14 protein-coding genes and 1 tRNA gene are annotated in these 15,251 nt (G+C 64.5%); 11 read left to right on the top strand and 4 right to left on the bottom strand.

The window, feature by feature from the left end; genetic code table 11:
- The first annotated feature begins 3 nt into the window (after positions 1-3).
- A complete protein-coding gene (locus AC5Y21_RS18120; protein ID WP_499914312.1) occupies positions 4-1,350 on the top strand; it encodes a phospholipase D-like domain-containing protein in 1,347 nt (448 codons plus the stop codon).
- A gap of 18 nt (positions 1,351-1,368) precedes the next feature.
- Here AC5Y21_RS18120 and AC5Y21_RS18115 read toward each other — a convergent pair whose 3' ends face one another.
- On the bottom strand, positions 1,369-2,610 hold the full coding sequence (locus tag AC5Y21_RS18115) for a GTP pyrophosphokinase (RefSeq protein WP_499914310.1): 1,242 nt from the start codon (positions 2,608-2,610) through the stop codon (positions 1,369-1,371).
- A 122-nt stretch (positions 2,611-2,732) separates the two neighbouring features.
- A tRNA-Gly gene (locus AC5Y21_RS18110) sits at positions 2,733-2,806 on the bottom strand.
- Between the two features lie 188 nt (positions 2,807-2,994).
- Here AC5Y21_RS18110 and AC5Y21_RS18105 point away from each other — a divergent pair.
- The 6 genes from AC5Y21_RS18105 to AC5Y21_RS18080 all read left to right on the top strand — a co-directional run bounded on the left by AC5Y21_RS18105 (position 2,995) and on the right by AC5Y21_RS18080 (position 10,815).
- Positions 2,995-3,654 carry a VldE C-terminal domain-containing protein gene (locus tag AC5Y21_RS18105; protein ID WP_499914434.1) on the top strand — a complete coding sequence of 220 codons (660 nt, stop codon included), beginning with the start codon at positions 2,995-2,997 and terminating at the stop codon, positions 3,652-3,654.
- 39 nt (positions 3,655-3,693) lie between these two features.
- Positions 3,694-4,266 carry a dCTP deaminase gene (dcd, locus tag AC5Y21_RS18100; protein ID WP_499914308.1) on the top strand — a complete coding sequence of 191 codons (573 nt, stop codon included), beginning with the start codon at positions 3,694-3,696 and terminating at the stop codon, positions 4,264-4,266.
- Positions 4,267-4,377: 111 nt separating this feature from the next.
- Positions 4,378-6,198: a DUF7159 family protein gene (locus tag AC5Y21_RS18095; RefSeq protein WP_499914432.1), complete on the top strand. Its 1,821-nt coding sequence runs from the start codon at positions 4,378-4,380 to the stop codon at positions 6,196-6,198.
- Between the two features lie 183 nt (positions 6,199-6,381).
- Positions 6,382-7,791, top strand: coding sequence for a DUF7159 family protein (locus AC5Y21_RS18090; protein ID WP_499914306.1), 1,410 nt, complete (start codon positions 6,382-6,384; stop codon positions 7,789-7,791).
- Between the two features lie 144 nt (positions 7,792-7,935).
- On the top strand, positions 7,936-9,399 hold the full coding sequence (locus tag AC5Y21_RS18085; RefSeq protein WP_499914303.1) for a DUF7159 family protein: 1,464 nt from the start codon (positions 7,936-7,938) through the stop codon (positions 9,397-9,399).
- 93 nt (positions 9,400-9,492) lie between these two features.
- Positions 9,493-10,815, top strand: a complete 1,323-nt coding sequence (locus AC5Y21_RS18080) for a UDP-glucose dehydrogenase family protein (RefSeq protein WP_499914301.1) — start codon at positions 9,493-9,495, stop codon at positions 10,813-10,815.
- A 27-nt stretch (positions 10,816-10,842) separates the two neighbouring features.
- On the opposite strand, the gene AC5Y21_RS18075 is transcribed toward AC5Y21_RS18080, so the two are convergent.
- Positions 10,843-11,451: a TetR/AcrR family transcriptional regulator gene (locus AC5Y21_RS18075; RefSeq protein WP_499914299.1), complete on the bottom strand. Its 609-nt coding sequence runs from the start codon at positions 11,449-11,451 to the stop codon at positions 10,843-10,845.
- A gap of 119 nt (positions 11,452-11,570) precedes the next feature.
- Between AC5Y21_RS18075 and AC5Y21_RS18070 the strand changes: the two genes are divergently transcribed.
- The 3 genes from AC5Y21_RS18070 (at position 11,571) to AC5Y21_RS18060 (ending at position 13,761) form a co-directional block, all read left to right on the top strand.
- A complete protein-coding gene (locus AC5Y21_RS18070) occupies positions 11,571-12,686 on the top strand; it encodes a mandelate racemase/muconate lactonizing enzyme family protein (RefSeq protein ID WP_499914297.1) in 1,116 nt (371 codons plus the stop codon).
- Between the two features lie 111 nt (positions 12,687-12,797).
- Complete coding sequence (locus AC5Y21_RS18065; RefSeq protein ID WP_499914295.1) at positions 12,798-13,265, top strand: OsmC family peroxiredoxin; 468 nt, start codon at positions 12,798-12,800, stop codon at positions 13,263-13,265.
- Between the two features lie 16 nt (positions 13,266-13,281).
- Positions 13,282-13,761 (top strand): hemerythrin domain-containing protein, encoded by a 480-nt coding sequence (locus tag AC5Y21_RS18060; protein ID WP_499914293.1) that lies wholly within the window; start codon positions 13,282-13,284, stop codon positions 13,759-13,761.
- Positions 13,762-13,764: 3 nt separating this feature from the next.
- On the opposite strand, the gene AC5Y21_RS18055 is transcribed toward AC5Y21_RS18060, so the two are convergent.
- On the bottom strand, positions 13,765-14,385 hold the full coding sequence (locus tag AC5Y21_RS18055; RefSeq protein WP_499914292.1) for a hypothetical protein: 621 nt from the start codon (positions 14,383-14,385) through the stop codon (positions 13,765-13,767).
- Between the two features lie 167 nt (positions 14,386-14,552).
- On the opposite strand from AC5Y21_RS18055, the gene AC5Y21_RS18050 reads away from it, so the two are divergent.
- Positions 14,553-15,044: a hypothetical protein gene (locus AC5Y21_RS18050; protein WP_499914290.1), complete on the top strand. Its 492-nt coding sequence runs from the start codon at positions 14,553-14,555 to the stop codon at positions 15,042-15,044.
- Positions 15,045-15,251: the final 207 nt, after the last annotated feature.

The following is a 15,251-nucleotide window of genomic DNA, read 5'->3' as shown; positions in this document are numbered from 1 at the left end:
TCGTTGCAGCGGCGATTCGGCGGAGCCCGGCCCGGCCTCCAGCTGATCGCATTGGAAGACGCCGTAATCCCGGTGACGATGATTCGTGCGGATACGCTGGCCCAGGAGAGAGCCGAACTTCCGGTCACAGAAGCCTTTGCGCTTCGTTTCGTGAACCTGGGCGTCGATACCCCAACCGAGATTGCGGACTACTTAGGGCTTGATACGGGTTACGTCTTCGACGCCGTGGCCGCTCAGATCGCGGAAGATCACCTTTATCGCACACGTGGTGGAGAACGACTGGCACTGTCGAAGGCTGGCTCAGACGCCGTCACCACCCTCGCGGCGACCCGGCCGGTTCTGCGGCAGTTGCCTCTGGCCTTCGACAGGCTCACCTGGCGGTTGGCTGATTACCCTGAGAGAGCGCTGATCACAAAAAAGGAAGCCCAAGACTTGGGCATGACCATCCTCCCCGCGCTTAAGCATGCCCGGATTGGCAACGACGATGTCACACCTTCCGAGTTCAACCGACTTCTGAAAAGAAGCAACAACGACCGCGTCCAAGTGCTTCGGATCCATAAGGTAGTGACCAGGAAACACCTGTACCTCCCAGTGCAGTTGCTCATCTTCGGAGACGAAAGCCGGCGTGAGATCGAACTTGCGGTTTGCATCGACGATGAACTAGCCGCCGACCACGGCGTTGCCCTAGATCGAATACGGGCAGTGGAGCGGCTCGGCCTGAAGATCGAGCCCGCCGAGCCGCGTCCACTGCTCGAAGGTGAACTTGAGGAACAGCGTTCGCTCAGCGAGTATCCCAGTACTGGCCCTGAGTTAGAGCTCGAGCCGAAGTCGGTCAGTGTTAGTGCGGGGCAGCAAGAGCCTTTCGGCGTCAGCGGCACGACCCCCGTCAGAAGTGTCAGCGTCTTTGAACACGCGGATCTTCTTGCGGAAGCGTTGACTACGGCGAAGAGGCGGCTGCTGATTATTTCCCCTTGGATCCGAGGCGGTGTCGTCAACACCGAATTCATCTCGAAGCTCGAACAGCGGCTGCGCGCGAAAGTTGAAGTGACAATCGCTCATGGAATTGGTGATGATGACTCGGGATCGGATGAACGCGCGCTCCGGAGACTCAAAAATCTCGCAGACCGTTACGGAAACTTCGAATTTGCGCGTCTCGGCAATACCCACGCCAAGATACTTATCTTCGACGATATCTGGGTGAGTACCAGCTTCAATTGGCTTTCATTTCGAGGCGACCCCGATAGGACATACCGCATGGAAGAAGGCACGCTAGTGGCGATTCCGAGCAAGGTTCAGCAACAGTACGAGCAATATCAGGCAATGGTCCGGGACCAGAAGCGGTCGCCGTAGGCGGGCGGTCACTGCGCCTCAACGCGGTCGAGGCCCCGGTTCCTGTCGCTGGAGGCGCACGTTTCGAAATTCCTGGCTCATGGCCGACATTACGAGGCGCGAGAACCCGACATCATCTAAGCGGCGCCCTGAGTCGAATCCTGGGCGCTTGCCCTCTAGAGCAACAGCCCGGTTGCGACCATCTCGGAGAAGCGTCCTAAGCCTGGGCAGGCTAACGACACCCGCTCCCGCTAACTCCTCAACGAATTCGGAATATTGATAGTCACTTGCGGGTTGCCTGTCGCTATACAGACTCCTCAGCAAGCCCTTCAAATTGCTCCGGTCGATTTCGACGTCCGTACGGCTCTCCAAAGCCGCGATTTGTGTCTGAATTGCTGCGGCCTCCTCTCGGGTGACTCGCTGACTGACCCGATCGTCGACGCGATTGTAAAGATGTTCCAGCTCAGCCTCGGTCGCCTCGGCAGCTTGCTCGGACCTATTTACTTGGTCCGCGATAGCCTGAAAGCCGTTGTCGGCGATGTGAAAGAGTCCGGCGAGGGCACTGAATTCACGCTTCAGTTCGTCGGGGATGCTCCTCTCATTCTTATAACCGAGCCTATGCTCGACGACCGCCCAAGCATCCTGGAGGATTGTTCGCACCTGGACCTCAAAGGCGATGCCTTTTATCGCGTCGTATCGGGGGCCGCTGTGCCCTGCCGGTATTCGGCAGTCGTAGTGGATAGACGAGTACCGCCACAATTCGGGCGAGCCCTCTTTGCTCTTGTCTTCGTAGCGAATGACCTCGAAGGCCGACCGCACGGCTTTGTCCACATCAGCGAGAACGCTCGGATACAGGCACACGATCCGTATTCCTACGAGATCTCGCATTTCCCGTAGGGGATCAACGTAGTTCTTGCGCTCAATCTTCTCGCGGAAACTAGCCAGTTCCTTGACCCGGTGTCGAATGTCGTGAACTTGGCCGCGAAGGTTCTGATCTCGCAAAATCATCTCAAGGTCAGCTACCGCCGCTTCCTCAAGTGTCAAGTACTTCGGACGGGCGAGCTCGAACTCGCGTACCCATCTATCGAGGTGCCGGTGAGGTGCATCGCTCGTCATGTGCATAAGTATCCTGATCTGTTGGGGAAAGATTCGGGCGGACTTGGGCGGCAGCATCACGGCCAGTTGTTCCCCCATCTCGACACAGATCCGGAGCCGCGACATTTCGGCCCGCTGGACTTTCGGTGCAATGCCGTCTAGCAGGAACAACGGCGAAGTCGCCACAGCAAACGGTTCTGTGCCCTCAGCGTGGTGAGTGTTGCTGAATCGGGGGTACCGCCGGGGTACCGCCGGCCCTACCGAACCGGCTGTGCCACTCCGAAACATAGAGTGAACTGCGAAAACGGTGGAGCCGATGACGGGAATCGAACCCGCGTATTCAGCTTGGGAAGCTGATGTTCTGCCATTGAACTACATCGGCGCGCTCGCCTGAGAAGGCTAGCATCCGCCGTCGTGCCCGCGGCCGGGCTCCGTCCGGTGTCGCTCCCCCCGCCCGACGTGACTAAGCGATCCGATTAGCCGCGACACACGCCTAATAAAAGTCTGTCAAATCTAAGAGGCCGACGTTATAGTTTCGTGATTTCGCCGTGATCTCGTATTGTGCCTTACGTGGGAAGGCACTCATTACCAAGGAAACGCCGAAATCGTTCGGTGCACCTTGCTCTCCTGCTCGGTCCTGCCGCAGTGTTCTTAGCCGCCGCCGGAGACGTTCAACCAGGTCCCGCCCATTCCGTTGCCAGCCCAGCTGCCGTCGTTGACGACGCGCCTTGCTGCGCGCAGGTCGTAGGAGCGCCGGCGCCCATACCGAAAATTTCGAGTGACGCGGCCGGAATGGATGACACTGACGGCCAATTCATGGCGGCATCGAGATTGCGAATTGGATCACGTTTCTTGCCCATTGGGGTCGCCTCGGAGCACGGCCTACAAGTAAGAACCATCTTGGCGGCGCGCGCCATCAGTGCGGCCTTCCCCGAGATCCACGAAATCGGCGGCTGTCGACCAGATGCGCTGCCGTGGCATCCCAACGGTCTGGCGATCGACGTCATGATTCCTAACCCGGACAGCGAAGCGGGCATCGAGCTGGGGAACCAGATCGTCCAGTTCGTACTGACGAACGCGGATCGATTCGGGATGCAAGACGCGATCTGGCGCGGCGTCTACTACACGCCGAGCGGTTCACAGCCAAGCCGCCTCGGCCACTATGACCACGTCCACGTCACCACCACCGGTGGCGGCTACCCCACGGGGCGGGAAGTCTATCTGCGCTGAGCCCCGGGGCACTCGTCAGCGGAGCGCTACGCTCGTCGGGTGCTGCTCTCCGATCGTGACCTCAGGGCCGAAATCACCGCCGGGCGAGTGGGCATCGACCCGTTCGACGACGCCCTGGTGCAGCCGTCCAGCATCGATGTGCGTCTGGACCGCATGTTCCGGGTGTTCAACAACACCCGCTATACCCACATCGATCCCGCGCAGCAGCAGGACGAGCTGACCAGCCTCGTCGAACCCATCGACGGAGAGCCATTCGTGTTGCATCCGGGCGAGTTCGTACTCGGGTCGACGCTGGAGCTGTTCAGCCTGCCCGACGACCTCGCCGGCCGACTCGAGGGCAAATCCTCCCTGGGCCGGCTTGGCCTGCTGACCCACTCGACCGCGGGCTTCATCGACCCCGGCTTCAGCGGTCACATCACGCTCGAACTGTCCAACGTCGCCAACCTGCCGATCACCCTGTGGCCGGGTATGAAAATCGGGCAGCTGTGCATCTTGCGGTTGACCAGCCCGTCCGAACATCCTTACGGCAGTTCACGTGTCGGATCGAAGTACCAGGGGCAGCGGGGACCGACCCCGTCTCGCTCCTACCAAAACTTCATACGATCTACATAGCTTCGGTAGGGTGCAGCCATAGTCACGATGAGCAATAATTAGATTGTCTGTGCTTCTCCTCCGCACGGACAACGCCCAGCTAAAAACCTTGGAGGGGTTGCTTTGGATATCGTGCTCGGGATGTCGATGGCACCAGCATCGATCCGAATGGTTCTGCTAGAAGGCGAAAACGCGGACGGCGCCACGGTAGAAGAGGACGAGATCGCCGTCACCCCCGCGGGTGAATCGAGCACCTGCGTATCCGGTCAAGCGATCGCCGCCATGCTTGGTACCCGAGAGGGTGCAATCGATGCCGGCCTACGACTGTCCTCCATCGGTGTGGCCTTTACCGACCAACTGGAGGCGCACGCTCTGCGCGACGCGCTGGCGGCACACAAGATCGAGAACGTGATGCTGGTCCCGGCCTTTCTGGCCGCGGCCGCGCTTACCCAATCTGTCGGCGAGGCAATGGGTTACGAAAGCACCGCGGTGCTTTACCTGGAGCGTGACAGCGCCACTTTGGCCGTCGTCGCCACGAACGACGGTTCCATCGCCAACGTTCGCAAACGACCGCTGAACTGGGATGCTGGCCAGACTGCCATCGCGGACGTCGTCAACATGGTCGTCGGGCTCGAGAAGCTGGGCTCAGCCGTGGGCGGCGTGTTCCTGATCGGCTCCGGCGTCGACATCGCATCGCTCAAGGCCCATTTGGATGCGGCGACATCGCTTGTCGTGAACGTGCCCGAGGAACCGGAAACGGCGCTGGCCCGAGGAGCGGCCCTGGCGTCGGCCAGCGCACCGTTGTTCGTGTCCTCAACCACCGCATTGGCCTACTCGCTAGACCCAGGCACCGACGCTGTGGACCCGTCGTTCCTGGCCGAATACCTCAAGTTCCCCGATGTTTCCGTGGATGCCACGGAAGGTGGCGAACAACTCGCCTACAGTGCAGTGCCGGACGAGGACGCCGATGCCCCAACCGCGGTGATCGGCAACGTCGCCGGTTCCGGCGGGAGGCGCGCGCGTCGCAGGCCGATGCTGCTGCTCGGCAGTGGGGTGGCGGTGGTCGCTATCGCCGCGGTCGTGGCGCTGGAGATAGCGACGGCGGTCGGCATCCGTAAGGATGTGATCGCTTTGCAGCCCAGCCCCGCCGAAAACCTCATCGTCCCGACGCAGCAGGCGCCCCCGCCGGCACCTGTTGAGGTGCCTGCCGCCCAGCCGAAAGTCGACTTGCCGGCACCGGCGGCCGCACCGAAGCCCATCAACCCCGTGGTTGCACCGGCGGCTCCGGCTCCGGCGCCCGCGGCACCCGCGGTTCCGGCTCCCGCGGCCGCGGCACCGGCACCGGCGGCTCCCGTTCCGGCTCCGGCCGCTCCGGCCCCAGCGCCGGTGGTGCGAGTTCCAGTCGTGGTGCCGGTTCCGGTACCGCCGATACTCGCACCTCGCGAGCCGGTAACACGTCCACCGTTGGTGCAGGTTCCGCCGCCGCAATCGCCGCCGCGAGCTGTAACCTCACCGCGCGGCCAGGAACCGGCATCGCCACCGCAAGTCGGCGGCGTGGTTCCCCAGCCTCCCGTGCATCAGACCCAGCCTGGGCTGGGAACACCACCCAAGGCGATTAACCCAGGCGGCGGCATCGGAACCGGCGAGCCCGGCGGCGGCCCCATCAAGGCCCCCGTCCCCGCGCCGAGCGGCCCCTTTGGTGGCGGCGGCCTTAATCCCTTCGGCGGAGGTGGCAATCCGATCAACCTCCCGGCCCCAGCCCCTCGCGGGCCTTTTGGCAACGGTCCCTTTGGCGGGGGCGGCCGTGGACCGATTAGCGCTCCGGCCCCGGCACCCCGTGGCCCATTTGGTGGGGGCGGCTTCGGTGGCTTCGGCGGCGGTGGCCACGGCGGTGGCGGCGGGTTCGGCGGCGGCGGCTTTGGCGGCGGTGGCTTCGGCGGCGGCCACAGGTAGTCGCCAGCAACCCGAATACGCCTTGGGCCTCAGCGGCTTCGCGAGTAAAGTTGAGCGGCACGGTCGGCTGACAAATTCGCGCCGTTTCGTTGTCAGATAGAACTTGATAGCGCCGCAGCTAATCCTCATGCCGCCCTCGAAGATTCGGGCGGCTCAGCAAACTACTCAGAAGGGGCTTGAGCGGTGGTGGACATCGTGCTTGGTGTCTCGATGGCACCAACGAAGGTCCGCATGGTGCTGCTCGAAGGCGAGAACGCCGACGGGGTCACCGTCGACCACGAGAACTTCGACGTCATCGCCGAGTCGTCATGCACTGCGCACGCCCAGGTCATCTCGGCCATTTTGGGTACCAGGGAAGGCGCCTCAGCGGGCGGCTGTCAGCTGCTGTCTAGCGGCGTGACCTGGACAGATCGCGCCGAGGCCGCCGCGCTGCGCGACGCGTTGGCCGCTCGCAAGATCGAGAACGTCATGCTGGTGTCGGCCTTTATGGCCGCGGCAGCGCTGGCTCAGGCGGTCGGCAACGCAACCAGCTACGCCCGCACCGCGCTGCTGTTTGTCGAGCCCCATGCCGCGACGTTGGCTGTGATCGACTCCTCCGACGGCTCGATCACCGACGTGCATCGAAAGCTGCTACCCGAAGACGACGAACGGGCGGTAGCCGAGCTGGTCGGCATGGTCTCCGCCGCCGAATCGCTGCAGACCCATCCGGAGGGTGTGTTCGTCGTCGGTTCCGGAGTCGACATACCGCTGATCAAGCCGGCGTTGGAGGCCGCAACATCCCTGACGCTGTCGGTGCCCGAAGAGCCCGAGATGGCCCTGGCCCAGGGTGCGGCCCTGGCGTCGGCGAATTCGCCGTTGTTCGCGTCGTCGACGGCGGCGCGGGCTTACGCGCTGGATGAAGACACCGTTTGTCGACCGGAATACCGGCTTTCCTACTTTGCCGCCGACGACAGGACCGGCATTGACAACATTGCCTACAGCGCCCTTCCCGACGATATGGCGGACGAAGCCGAAGACGTCGATCTGGACGAGAACCCGCCGCTGCGTAGGCGACTCCTGCTGGTAGGCAGCACGCTGTCGGTTGTCGTCATCAGCGCGGTGGTAGCGCTGGAAATTGCGCTGGCGATCGGCATCCGTCCCACAGTTGCGTTGCGGCCCAGTCCCAACGAAAACATCATCGTCCCGACCCAGCAGTCACCGGCCCCGCCGATTGTTGCGAAGCCGGAGATCAAGCCATCCGCGCCGGTGGCGGAACCGCGAGCGGTCGCCCCACGGGTGGCGGCGCCTGCGCCTCCGCCGCCGGCCGCGGTTGCCGCCGCCCCGCCGCCGGTGGTGATTCCGATGGCACCCATCCGCGTGCCGGCCGCCCAGCCTCCGGTGCGCGTCGTGCCGCGCGCTCCGGTGGTCCAACCGCGAGCCCAGGTGCCGGAGCCGCAGCCACCCCGAGGGCCGGTGCCCAGGCTGGGCGGCGAGCCACCTCGCGAGCGAGGACTGTTGCCGGGCCTTGGTGGGCGTCGGCCCCTAGGCGGCGGGCTGTTTGGTCGTGGGCTCTTTGGCGGCGGGCACGGCTTCGGCGGCTTCGGACGCAGGTAGCCATCCGCTTCGCAGCATGGCCAGCGTTACCTGGGTCACGGCGTCGCGGCGCTCTAACGGGTAGAATTGCGCCATTCGGGGAAATCAAGTGGTGAAGAACCACTTCTGGTGCGCTGCCCGGCAATCAAGACTATTGGAGGAGCTGTGGACACCGTCTTAGGTGTGTCGATGGCGCCAACGGCAGTCCGGATGGTGCTGGTCGAAGGTGAAAATGGCGACGGCGCAACCGTCGACGAGGACAATTTCGAGGTCGTCGACGAAGCGCCGGTGGCTGCGGCCGGCCAGGTCATCTCGGCGATCCTGGGCACCCGGGAGGGCGCCGCCGAGGGCGGCTATCAGCTGGCATCGACCGGTGTCACCTGGACCGACCCGACCGAGGCCGCGGTCCTGCGCGACGCGTTGGCCGCCCGCAAGATCGAGAACGTCATGTTGGTGTCGGCGTTTCTCGCGGCGGCCGCACTTGCCCACGCGGTGGGCAACGAAACCAACTACGCGCACACGGCGCTGTTGTTCATCGAGCCCGAAAGCGCGACCTTGGCCGTCGTCGACACTGCCGACGGGTCCATCGCCGATATCCAGCGCTACCCGCTACCCGAAGACGACGACGCGGCAGTGGCTGAGTTGGCGACGATGGTGTCGAGCGCTGAGGAGCTGAGCGCGCGGCCGGAGGGCGTTTTCGTCGTCGGCTCCGGCATCGACATCCCGCTGATCAAGCCAGCGCTGGAGGCTGCGACAACGCTTCCGTTGAGTGCGCCTGAGGAGCCGGAGACAGCGTTGGCCCGTGGCGCGGCGCTGGCCTCGGCTCACGCGCCCCTTTTCTCGTCATCCACCGCGGCGCAGGCATATGCCCAGGATCCCGGTACGGGCGTCGTCAACCCGTTTGTCGCCGATGCCGGCTACTTCGATGTCCCGCCACCTTCCGAATCAGGTGAGCTGGCACTGGCCTACAGCGCTGTCCCCGACGAGCCGCTCACCGGCGGGCAGGCCGCGCTGACCGGCATCGTCGATTCCCCTGAGCGTAGGAAGTTCGCGCTGGTCGGGAGCGTAGTGGCGGCGGTCTTCATCGTCGGTGTGGCGGCACTGGTGGTTTCGCTGGCGCTCAGCATCCGGCCAACGGCCGGGGTGCGGCCCGCGCCCGACCGCAACATCGTCGCCCCGCCCACGCCGGTACCGGCGGCTCCCGCTCCGGCACCTCAGGCGCCGACTCCGGAGCCCAAGGCGCCCGCTCCAACCCAGCAGGCTCCCGCCTCAGTGCCCCAAGAGCCCGCCCCGGCGCCGCAAGCTCCCGCTCCGGCGCCTGCGCCGGTGCCGGCAGCGCCGGCACCCGTGCCCGTGCCGATCCCCGTCCCAATACCGGTGCCGGGAGGCGGTGGGATCCCCGGCGGCGGGGGTCACGGCGGTGGTATCCCCGGTGAGGGGGGTCACGGCGGCGGCCATGGCGGCGATGGCCCCCGTGGCGGCGGCGGCGGCATCCCCGGGCTTGGCGGCGGCGGCATCCCCGGATTGGGCGGCGGAGGTGGCGGCGGCCACGGTGGCGGCGGTGGCCACGGCGGCGGACACGGCGGCGGCCGCGGAGGGTTCGGGATCCCGGGAATCCCCGGCCTGTAGCCCGGCCGGTTCTTCAGAGCTGTCACTTGGCGTTTGCCAAACGCTCAGCGGCGCGATGCGGTTAGCTCATTGCGGCAACCTAGACACGGTTGTATGCGATGCACCGTGTTCGGCACCGGTTATCTGGGCGCCACCCACGCCGTCGGGATGGCGGAACTGGGGCACGAGGTCGTCGGGGTCGATATCGATCCGGGTAAGGTCGCCAAGCTTGCCGGGGGCGACATCCCGTTCTACGAGCCCGGGCTGCGGAAGCTGCTGGCCAAGAATCTGGCCGCGGGACGACTCCGGTTCACCACCGACTACGACATGGCGGCCGACTTCGCCGACGTGCACTTCCTCGGCGTCGGCACACCGCAAAAGAAGGGCCAATACGGCGCTGACTTGCATCATGTCCACGCCGTCATCGATGCGCTGGTGCCCCGGCTGACCAGGCCAGCCGTTTTGGTCGGCAAGTCGACGGTCCCGGTGGGCACCGCAGCCGAGCTGGGTAACCGGGCCGCTGCGTTGGCACCTCAGGGAGTTGACGTCGAAATCGCCTGGAACCCCGAGTTTCTACGAGAAGGTTTCGCGGTCCGCGACACCTTGATGCCCGACCGCATTGTGCTTGGCGTACAACCTGATTCGGTGCGCGCCGAAGCGGCCGTTCGCGAGCTCTACGCGCCCCTGCTCGACGCCGGTGTGCCGTTCCTGGTGACCGACCTGCAGACCGCTGAGCTGGTCAAGGTTTCCGCCAATGCCTTTCTGGCGACCAAGATTTCGTTCATCAACGCGGTCTCCGAAGTATGCGAAGCCGCGGGCGCCGACGTCAGCTTGCTGGCTGACGCGCTGGGATACGACCCACGCATCGGACGTCAATGCCTCAACGCGGGTTTGGGTTTCGGGGGCGGCTGCCTGCCAAAGGACATCCGCGCATTCATGGCGCGCGCCGGCGAGCTGGGAGCCAACCAGGCGCTAACCTTCCTGCGTGAGGTGGACAGCATCAACATGCGTCGGCGCACCCGGATGGTCGAACTGGCCACCACCGCGTGCGGTGGCGCGCTGCTCGGCGCGAACATCGCCGTGCTCGGCGCGGCTTTCAAACCCGAATCCGACGACGTCCGCGACTCGCCCGCGCTCAACGTCGCGGGGCAGCTGCAGCTCAACGGAGCCACCGTCAACGTCTACGATCCCAAGGCCCTGGAAAACGCGCAGCGCGTGTTCCCCACATTGAATTACGCGGTTTCGGTGGCCGAGGCCTGCGAGGGCGCCGACGCGGTCTTGGTACTCACGGAGTGGCAGGAGTTCGTCGACCTGGAACCCGAAGACCTGAGCGAGCAGGTGCGGGGCCGGGTAATCGTGGACGGCCGCAACTGCCTGGATGTCACTCGTTGGCAGCAGGCCGGTTGGCGGGTGTTTCGGCTGGGCGCGCGACCGTAGCGGGGGCGTTGGGTGTGAGTGAGCGCGTCAATCCGCCGTGGAGAGCTCCGAGGTCAGCACCGGCGCGACCCAGCGTCGCAGGTAAGCCCGTAGCACCTCACCGGTGCGCTGCGGCCGGCCCGGGTCGATCATGAAGGACTGCAGAATCCGCAGCAGGTACTCGACCAGATCGTCGAGATCGGTGCCGTCCAGCCCGTACTGCGTCCAGTCGACGTCCAACATCGCGAGCATGGCGTGCCCGAATTTGATGCCCACATCCGATGTGACGCCCGTCGAGGCCTTGGGGAAGTCGTGCACCAGCATCAGTTGGACGTGCTTGTCGCTGGGCAGCCACTCCAGGCTGTAGGCCAGAATTTCCACCAGCGCATCGACGGGATCGGTGAAGCGGGCCAGGTGTTCGCCCATCCGCTGCACAAACCGCATCCCCGACCGAGTCGCCGCGGCTTCCAGCAGACAGCTGGTCCCGGGGAAGTAGTTGTAGACGGTCTGGCGCGACACGCCCAGGGTCCGTGCCACGTCGGCTATCCGGATGTCGGCTCCGCGTTCGTCGATGGCATCGCTGGCCGCGTCGAGGATGCGTTCGATCGCCTCTTCGTCGCTGGCGGGCGTAGCGCCGCCCCACCCATGGGTGCGCATGACCAAGAGCCTAGAAGGTGGCTGACTAGCCGGTTGGGCAGTGGTGCGCGGTTGGCAATGCCTACGCCCGTGCCACGCTGGCGTTCGAGGAACTAGCCAAATAGCCGAAGGAGTCGCACATGTGTCCCGTCGACCGCACCGCCGTCATCGCAGACATCGAGGCGATTCCGCTGCGTATCCCGTTACGGGTCGGCAGCACACCCGGCGCGTCCCTTTGGGGCGACCAGCTTTCTGCCGCAGACTCGTTGCTCGTCAAGGTGACGACGCGCGACGGCGTGGAAGGTTGGGGGGAAGCCTTCGGTTATCGCGCTGTCGATTCGGCCAAGCTTGCTGTCGACGAACAGATCGCGCCGCTGTGCGTCGGCCAGGATGCCACTCGAATCGGGCCCCTGATGCTGGAGGTTCAACAAAAGCTGCACGTTTTTGGACGCGGCGGTGCCTTGACCTATGGGCTCTCTGCGGTGGATATCGCTTTGTGGGATATCGCGGGCAAGCTCGCCGACGCTCCCGTGTGTCAGCTTCTTGGCGGCGGAGTGTCCGCCATGACTTGCTACGCAAGTTTGGCCTGCTATTCCGATCCGTCGCTGGTCCGCGCCGTGGTTCGGCAAGCAATCGATGCTGGATTTCAGGTGGTCAAGCTGCACGAGTCAGACCTGTCGGCGATCCGCGCAGCTCGCGAGGAAGCTGGCTCGGACGTGGAACTGATCGTCGACGCCGGCTGTCCCTGGACCTTGGCCGAAGCCGGTGCCTTGGCTCAAGAGCTCAGGGCGGTTGGGGTCAAGTTTCTCGAGGAGCCACTCTGGCCGCCGGAGAATTTCAATGGTCTTGCGGAGCTGCGAAGAACCAGCGGCCTCCCAATCTCGGCCGGCGAGAACGTTTCCACCGTGCTGGAATTCGAGCGAATGCTCGCCGCGGGAGCGGTGGACTTTGTTCAGCCCAGCCCGGCCAAAATGGGAGGCATAAGCGAGTTGTGCAAAGTTTTCCCGCTCGCGGCCATTCGCAACATCCCGGTGATGACGCACTCCTTTTACGACGGTCCAGGCTTGCTCGCTGCGGTTCATGCGACCGCGGCGCTGGGTACGGCTGAGTCCATGATTGAGTGGCGCCGGTTCGATTTGGAAGCGAACATCTATGGCGATGCCCTCATTCCGAAGGCGGGCCGGATTTCAGTCCCGCCGGGACCGGGCTTGGGAATTGATCCCGACCCCGATGTCATAAGCGGTTACCGACGGTAAACGACGCCATGACGGAAGTATGGGTCTAGCCAACGCAAGCCGCGACGGTCTAGGGTTTACACAAGTACGACTTGTAAAAATAGCTGGCGCGCCCTGGAAGGAATGGATGATATGAGCATTGCGGAACGAGCCATACACACCACGTGGGAAGGCCCGCTGGCGTCGGGCGGAGGGAAGCTGTCGGCGGGCAGTAGTGGTGCACTGGATGGCCTACCGTTGACCTGGGCGTCCCGGACTGAGCAGGCTGGCGGCAAAACCAGTCCGGAAGAGCTTGCGGCAGCAGCGCATTCGTCGTGTTTCGCGATGGCGTTGGCGTTGAAGCTGGGCGAGAGCAACACGCCGCCGCAGCGACTCGACGTCGCGGCCACGGTGATCCTGGATGCGGTCGATGGAGTCCCGACGATCACTAGGTCGCGGCTGAAGGTCCGGGCGCAGGTCGCCGGACTCGACGCCGATTCGTTCGCGGCCGTGGTGGACTCGGCTGCCGCCCTGTGTCCGGTGTCGCGATTGTTTGCCGGTGCCGAGATCAGTGTCGACGCCGAGCTTGACGAAACCGCAGCGTCGCGCACCGCGGGCTGACCCGGAGGGGCGAACCATGTCAGCCCTGGCGCTCGCTGACGCCCTGCAACGCGAACACCGCGAAATCGACAGTGGGATAGCGGCGTTCATTGAAAAGCTCGATCGTGGCAGTCTGCAGCCCGAGCTGCTGACCGCGGCCTTGGAGGCGCTGCGCCGGCACATCTATCTGGAGGAGGTCATTCTGTTCCCGCCGATCCGGGAGGCCGGGATGATGATGCCGATCTTCGTGATGATGCGCGAGCACGGCGAGTTGTGGCGCACCATGGAGTCCTTGATCGGCCTGCTCGACGGGGGAGACGACCCCCGGCAGTTGGCGGATACCTGCGGTGAGCTGATGGAACAACTGCACCGGCACAACTCCAAAGAGGAGCCGATCATCTATCCGCAAGCCGACACCGACCTGCCGCCTCAAACGAGTGCGGAATTGGCCCGATTCATCGAGACCGGTCGCGCTCCCGATGGCTGGGTTTGCCGGCAGGCCATCACGCAGACATAGCTTCTATTGCGATTCGTCGCTCTTCTTGCCGAACCATCGCCGCTTGGGTCGTGGCTCCTCTGGCGCCGGCTGAGGAGGCGGAGGTGTCCATGGCGGCGGACCTCCGTACATCGGTGCAGGCGGGCGCTCGGAAGGTCCCCACTGCGGAGGGCCGCCAGACACCGGAGCTGGACGAGGTTCGGGTTGGTAGGCGTCCTGCCCACGCGGCGGCATCGAGGCGTTGCCGGAAACGCCGCGTTCTTGCAGTGGAAGTACGAGAGTCGGCGCGGGTCGTGGCGGAGGCTCGGAAGGTCGAGGGCCCTGATCAATCGTCGGCGGCGTCGGTGGGGTTTGCGGCGTCGGTGGCGTCGGCGGCGTCGGCGCTGCCCGCTTTGCCTCTGCGTCAGGCGAACGCGATTGTGCTCGGTGACGCCAGTACCCCGCCGCGTCGTATGGGAACGGCACCCGGGGCGGCTGCCACTCGATCCTGGGCAACTCACCCGGCTCCTGGTCGCCGGAGCCCACCCGGGAACCCAATTCGGTGTCGATTACCGCCCTGGCGGCCGAGACGGCCCGCTCGGGCGTCTCGTGGCGACCCACCTCAACACCACGGAAGGTCACGATGAACTGCGGACTGGTTGCCATCAACCCATGATCGGCGTCATGGCAGGCGAAGGCAACGCTAAAAGTGTGGTTGTGTTTGGTGTCGTGGGCGAGTTCACGTCTCCCGAACGGGATTTGTTGGTTCCGCGACGTTGACGACGCATGCGACGTCGTGTCGGACCCTGGCGGAAAACAGGAGGCGTGGATATATGGGTAGCAGTTTCGTGGATATGACTCTCGCCGATCGCGGCGAAGTCGGCTTCTGGGTCCGCGACTGGCTCCTGGGCACTTGGCTGGTGGCGTTGGCGAACGCCGCGAACGCCGTTCCAGCGGAACGCGAGTCGTGGCTGGCCGACGCCGCCGAGCACTGGCGGCTCCAGGGCGTTGAGCAGTTTATGGGCTGTATGGATGCAGGCTTGGACAAATACCTGACGTCCGATGATCGGGTGGCCATCGCGACAAAGGTCGCCAAATGTGCAAGGGCGACCCTGATCGCGATCGCTGAAGACGGATACATCCGTCCGGCATGGTTGGTTGCCAATCAGTTGGGCGGGAATGGGTTGGGTGATAGCGAGTATGAAAGATACGGCCTGAGGCTGGATCTTGTGCTGCAAGTCGCGGACGCCTTCATCGATCTGCTCGGTGGCCGCATCACGAGGACGCCCGCCACCAGCCCGGTGCTTCCGATACTCAAAGGCTGAGCGAAGCCGACGTGCTGTCTCGCGCTGAATTGTGATCCTCGACTGTTGTTGGCGAGTACGGCGCTTTAGCTGCCTGCCTTACATTGCTCGCACACGAATGTCGGTTGGCTGACTGGCACCGTCTGCACATGCTGGCAGTGCAGACACCTCACCTTCGTGGTAGGCGTGTCGGTCTTCTCTGCGGCCTGAGCGGCGCTGTCGGCACGG

It is taken from the genome of Mycobacterium sp. NGS41 (assembly GCF_059812725.1).
Note: the sequence above shows the minus strand (reverse complement) of the source record. Positions and strands in the feature narration are given on the sequence as shown.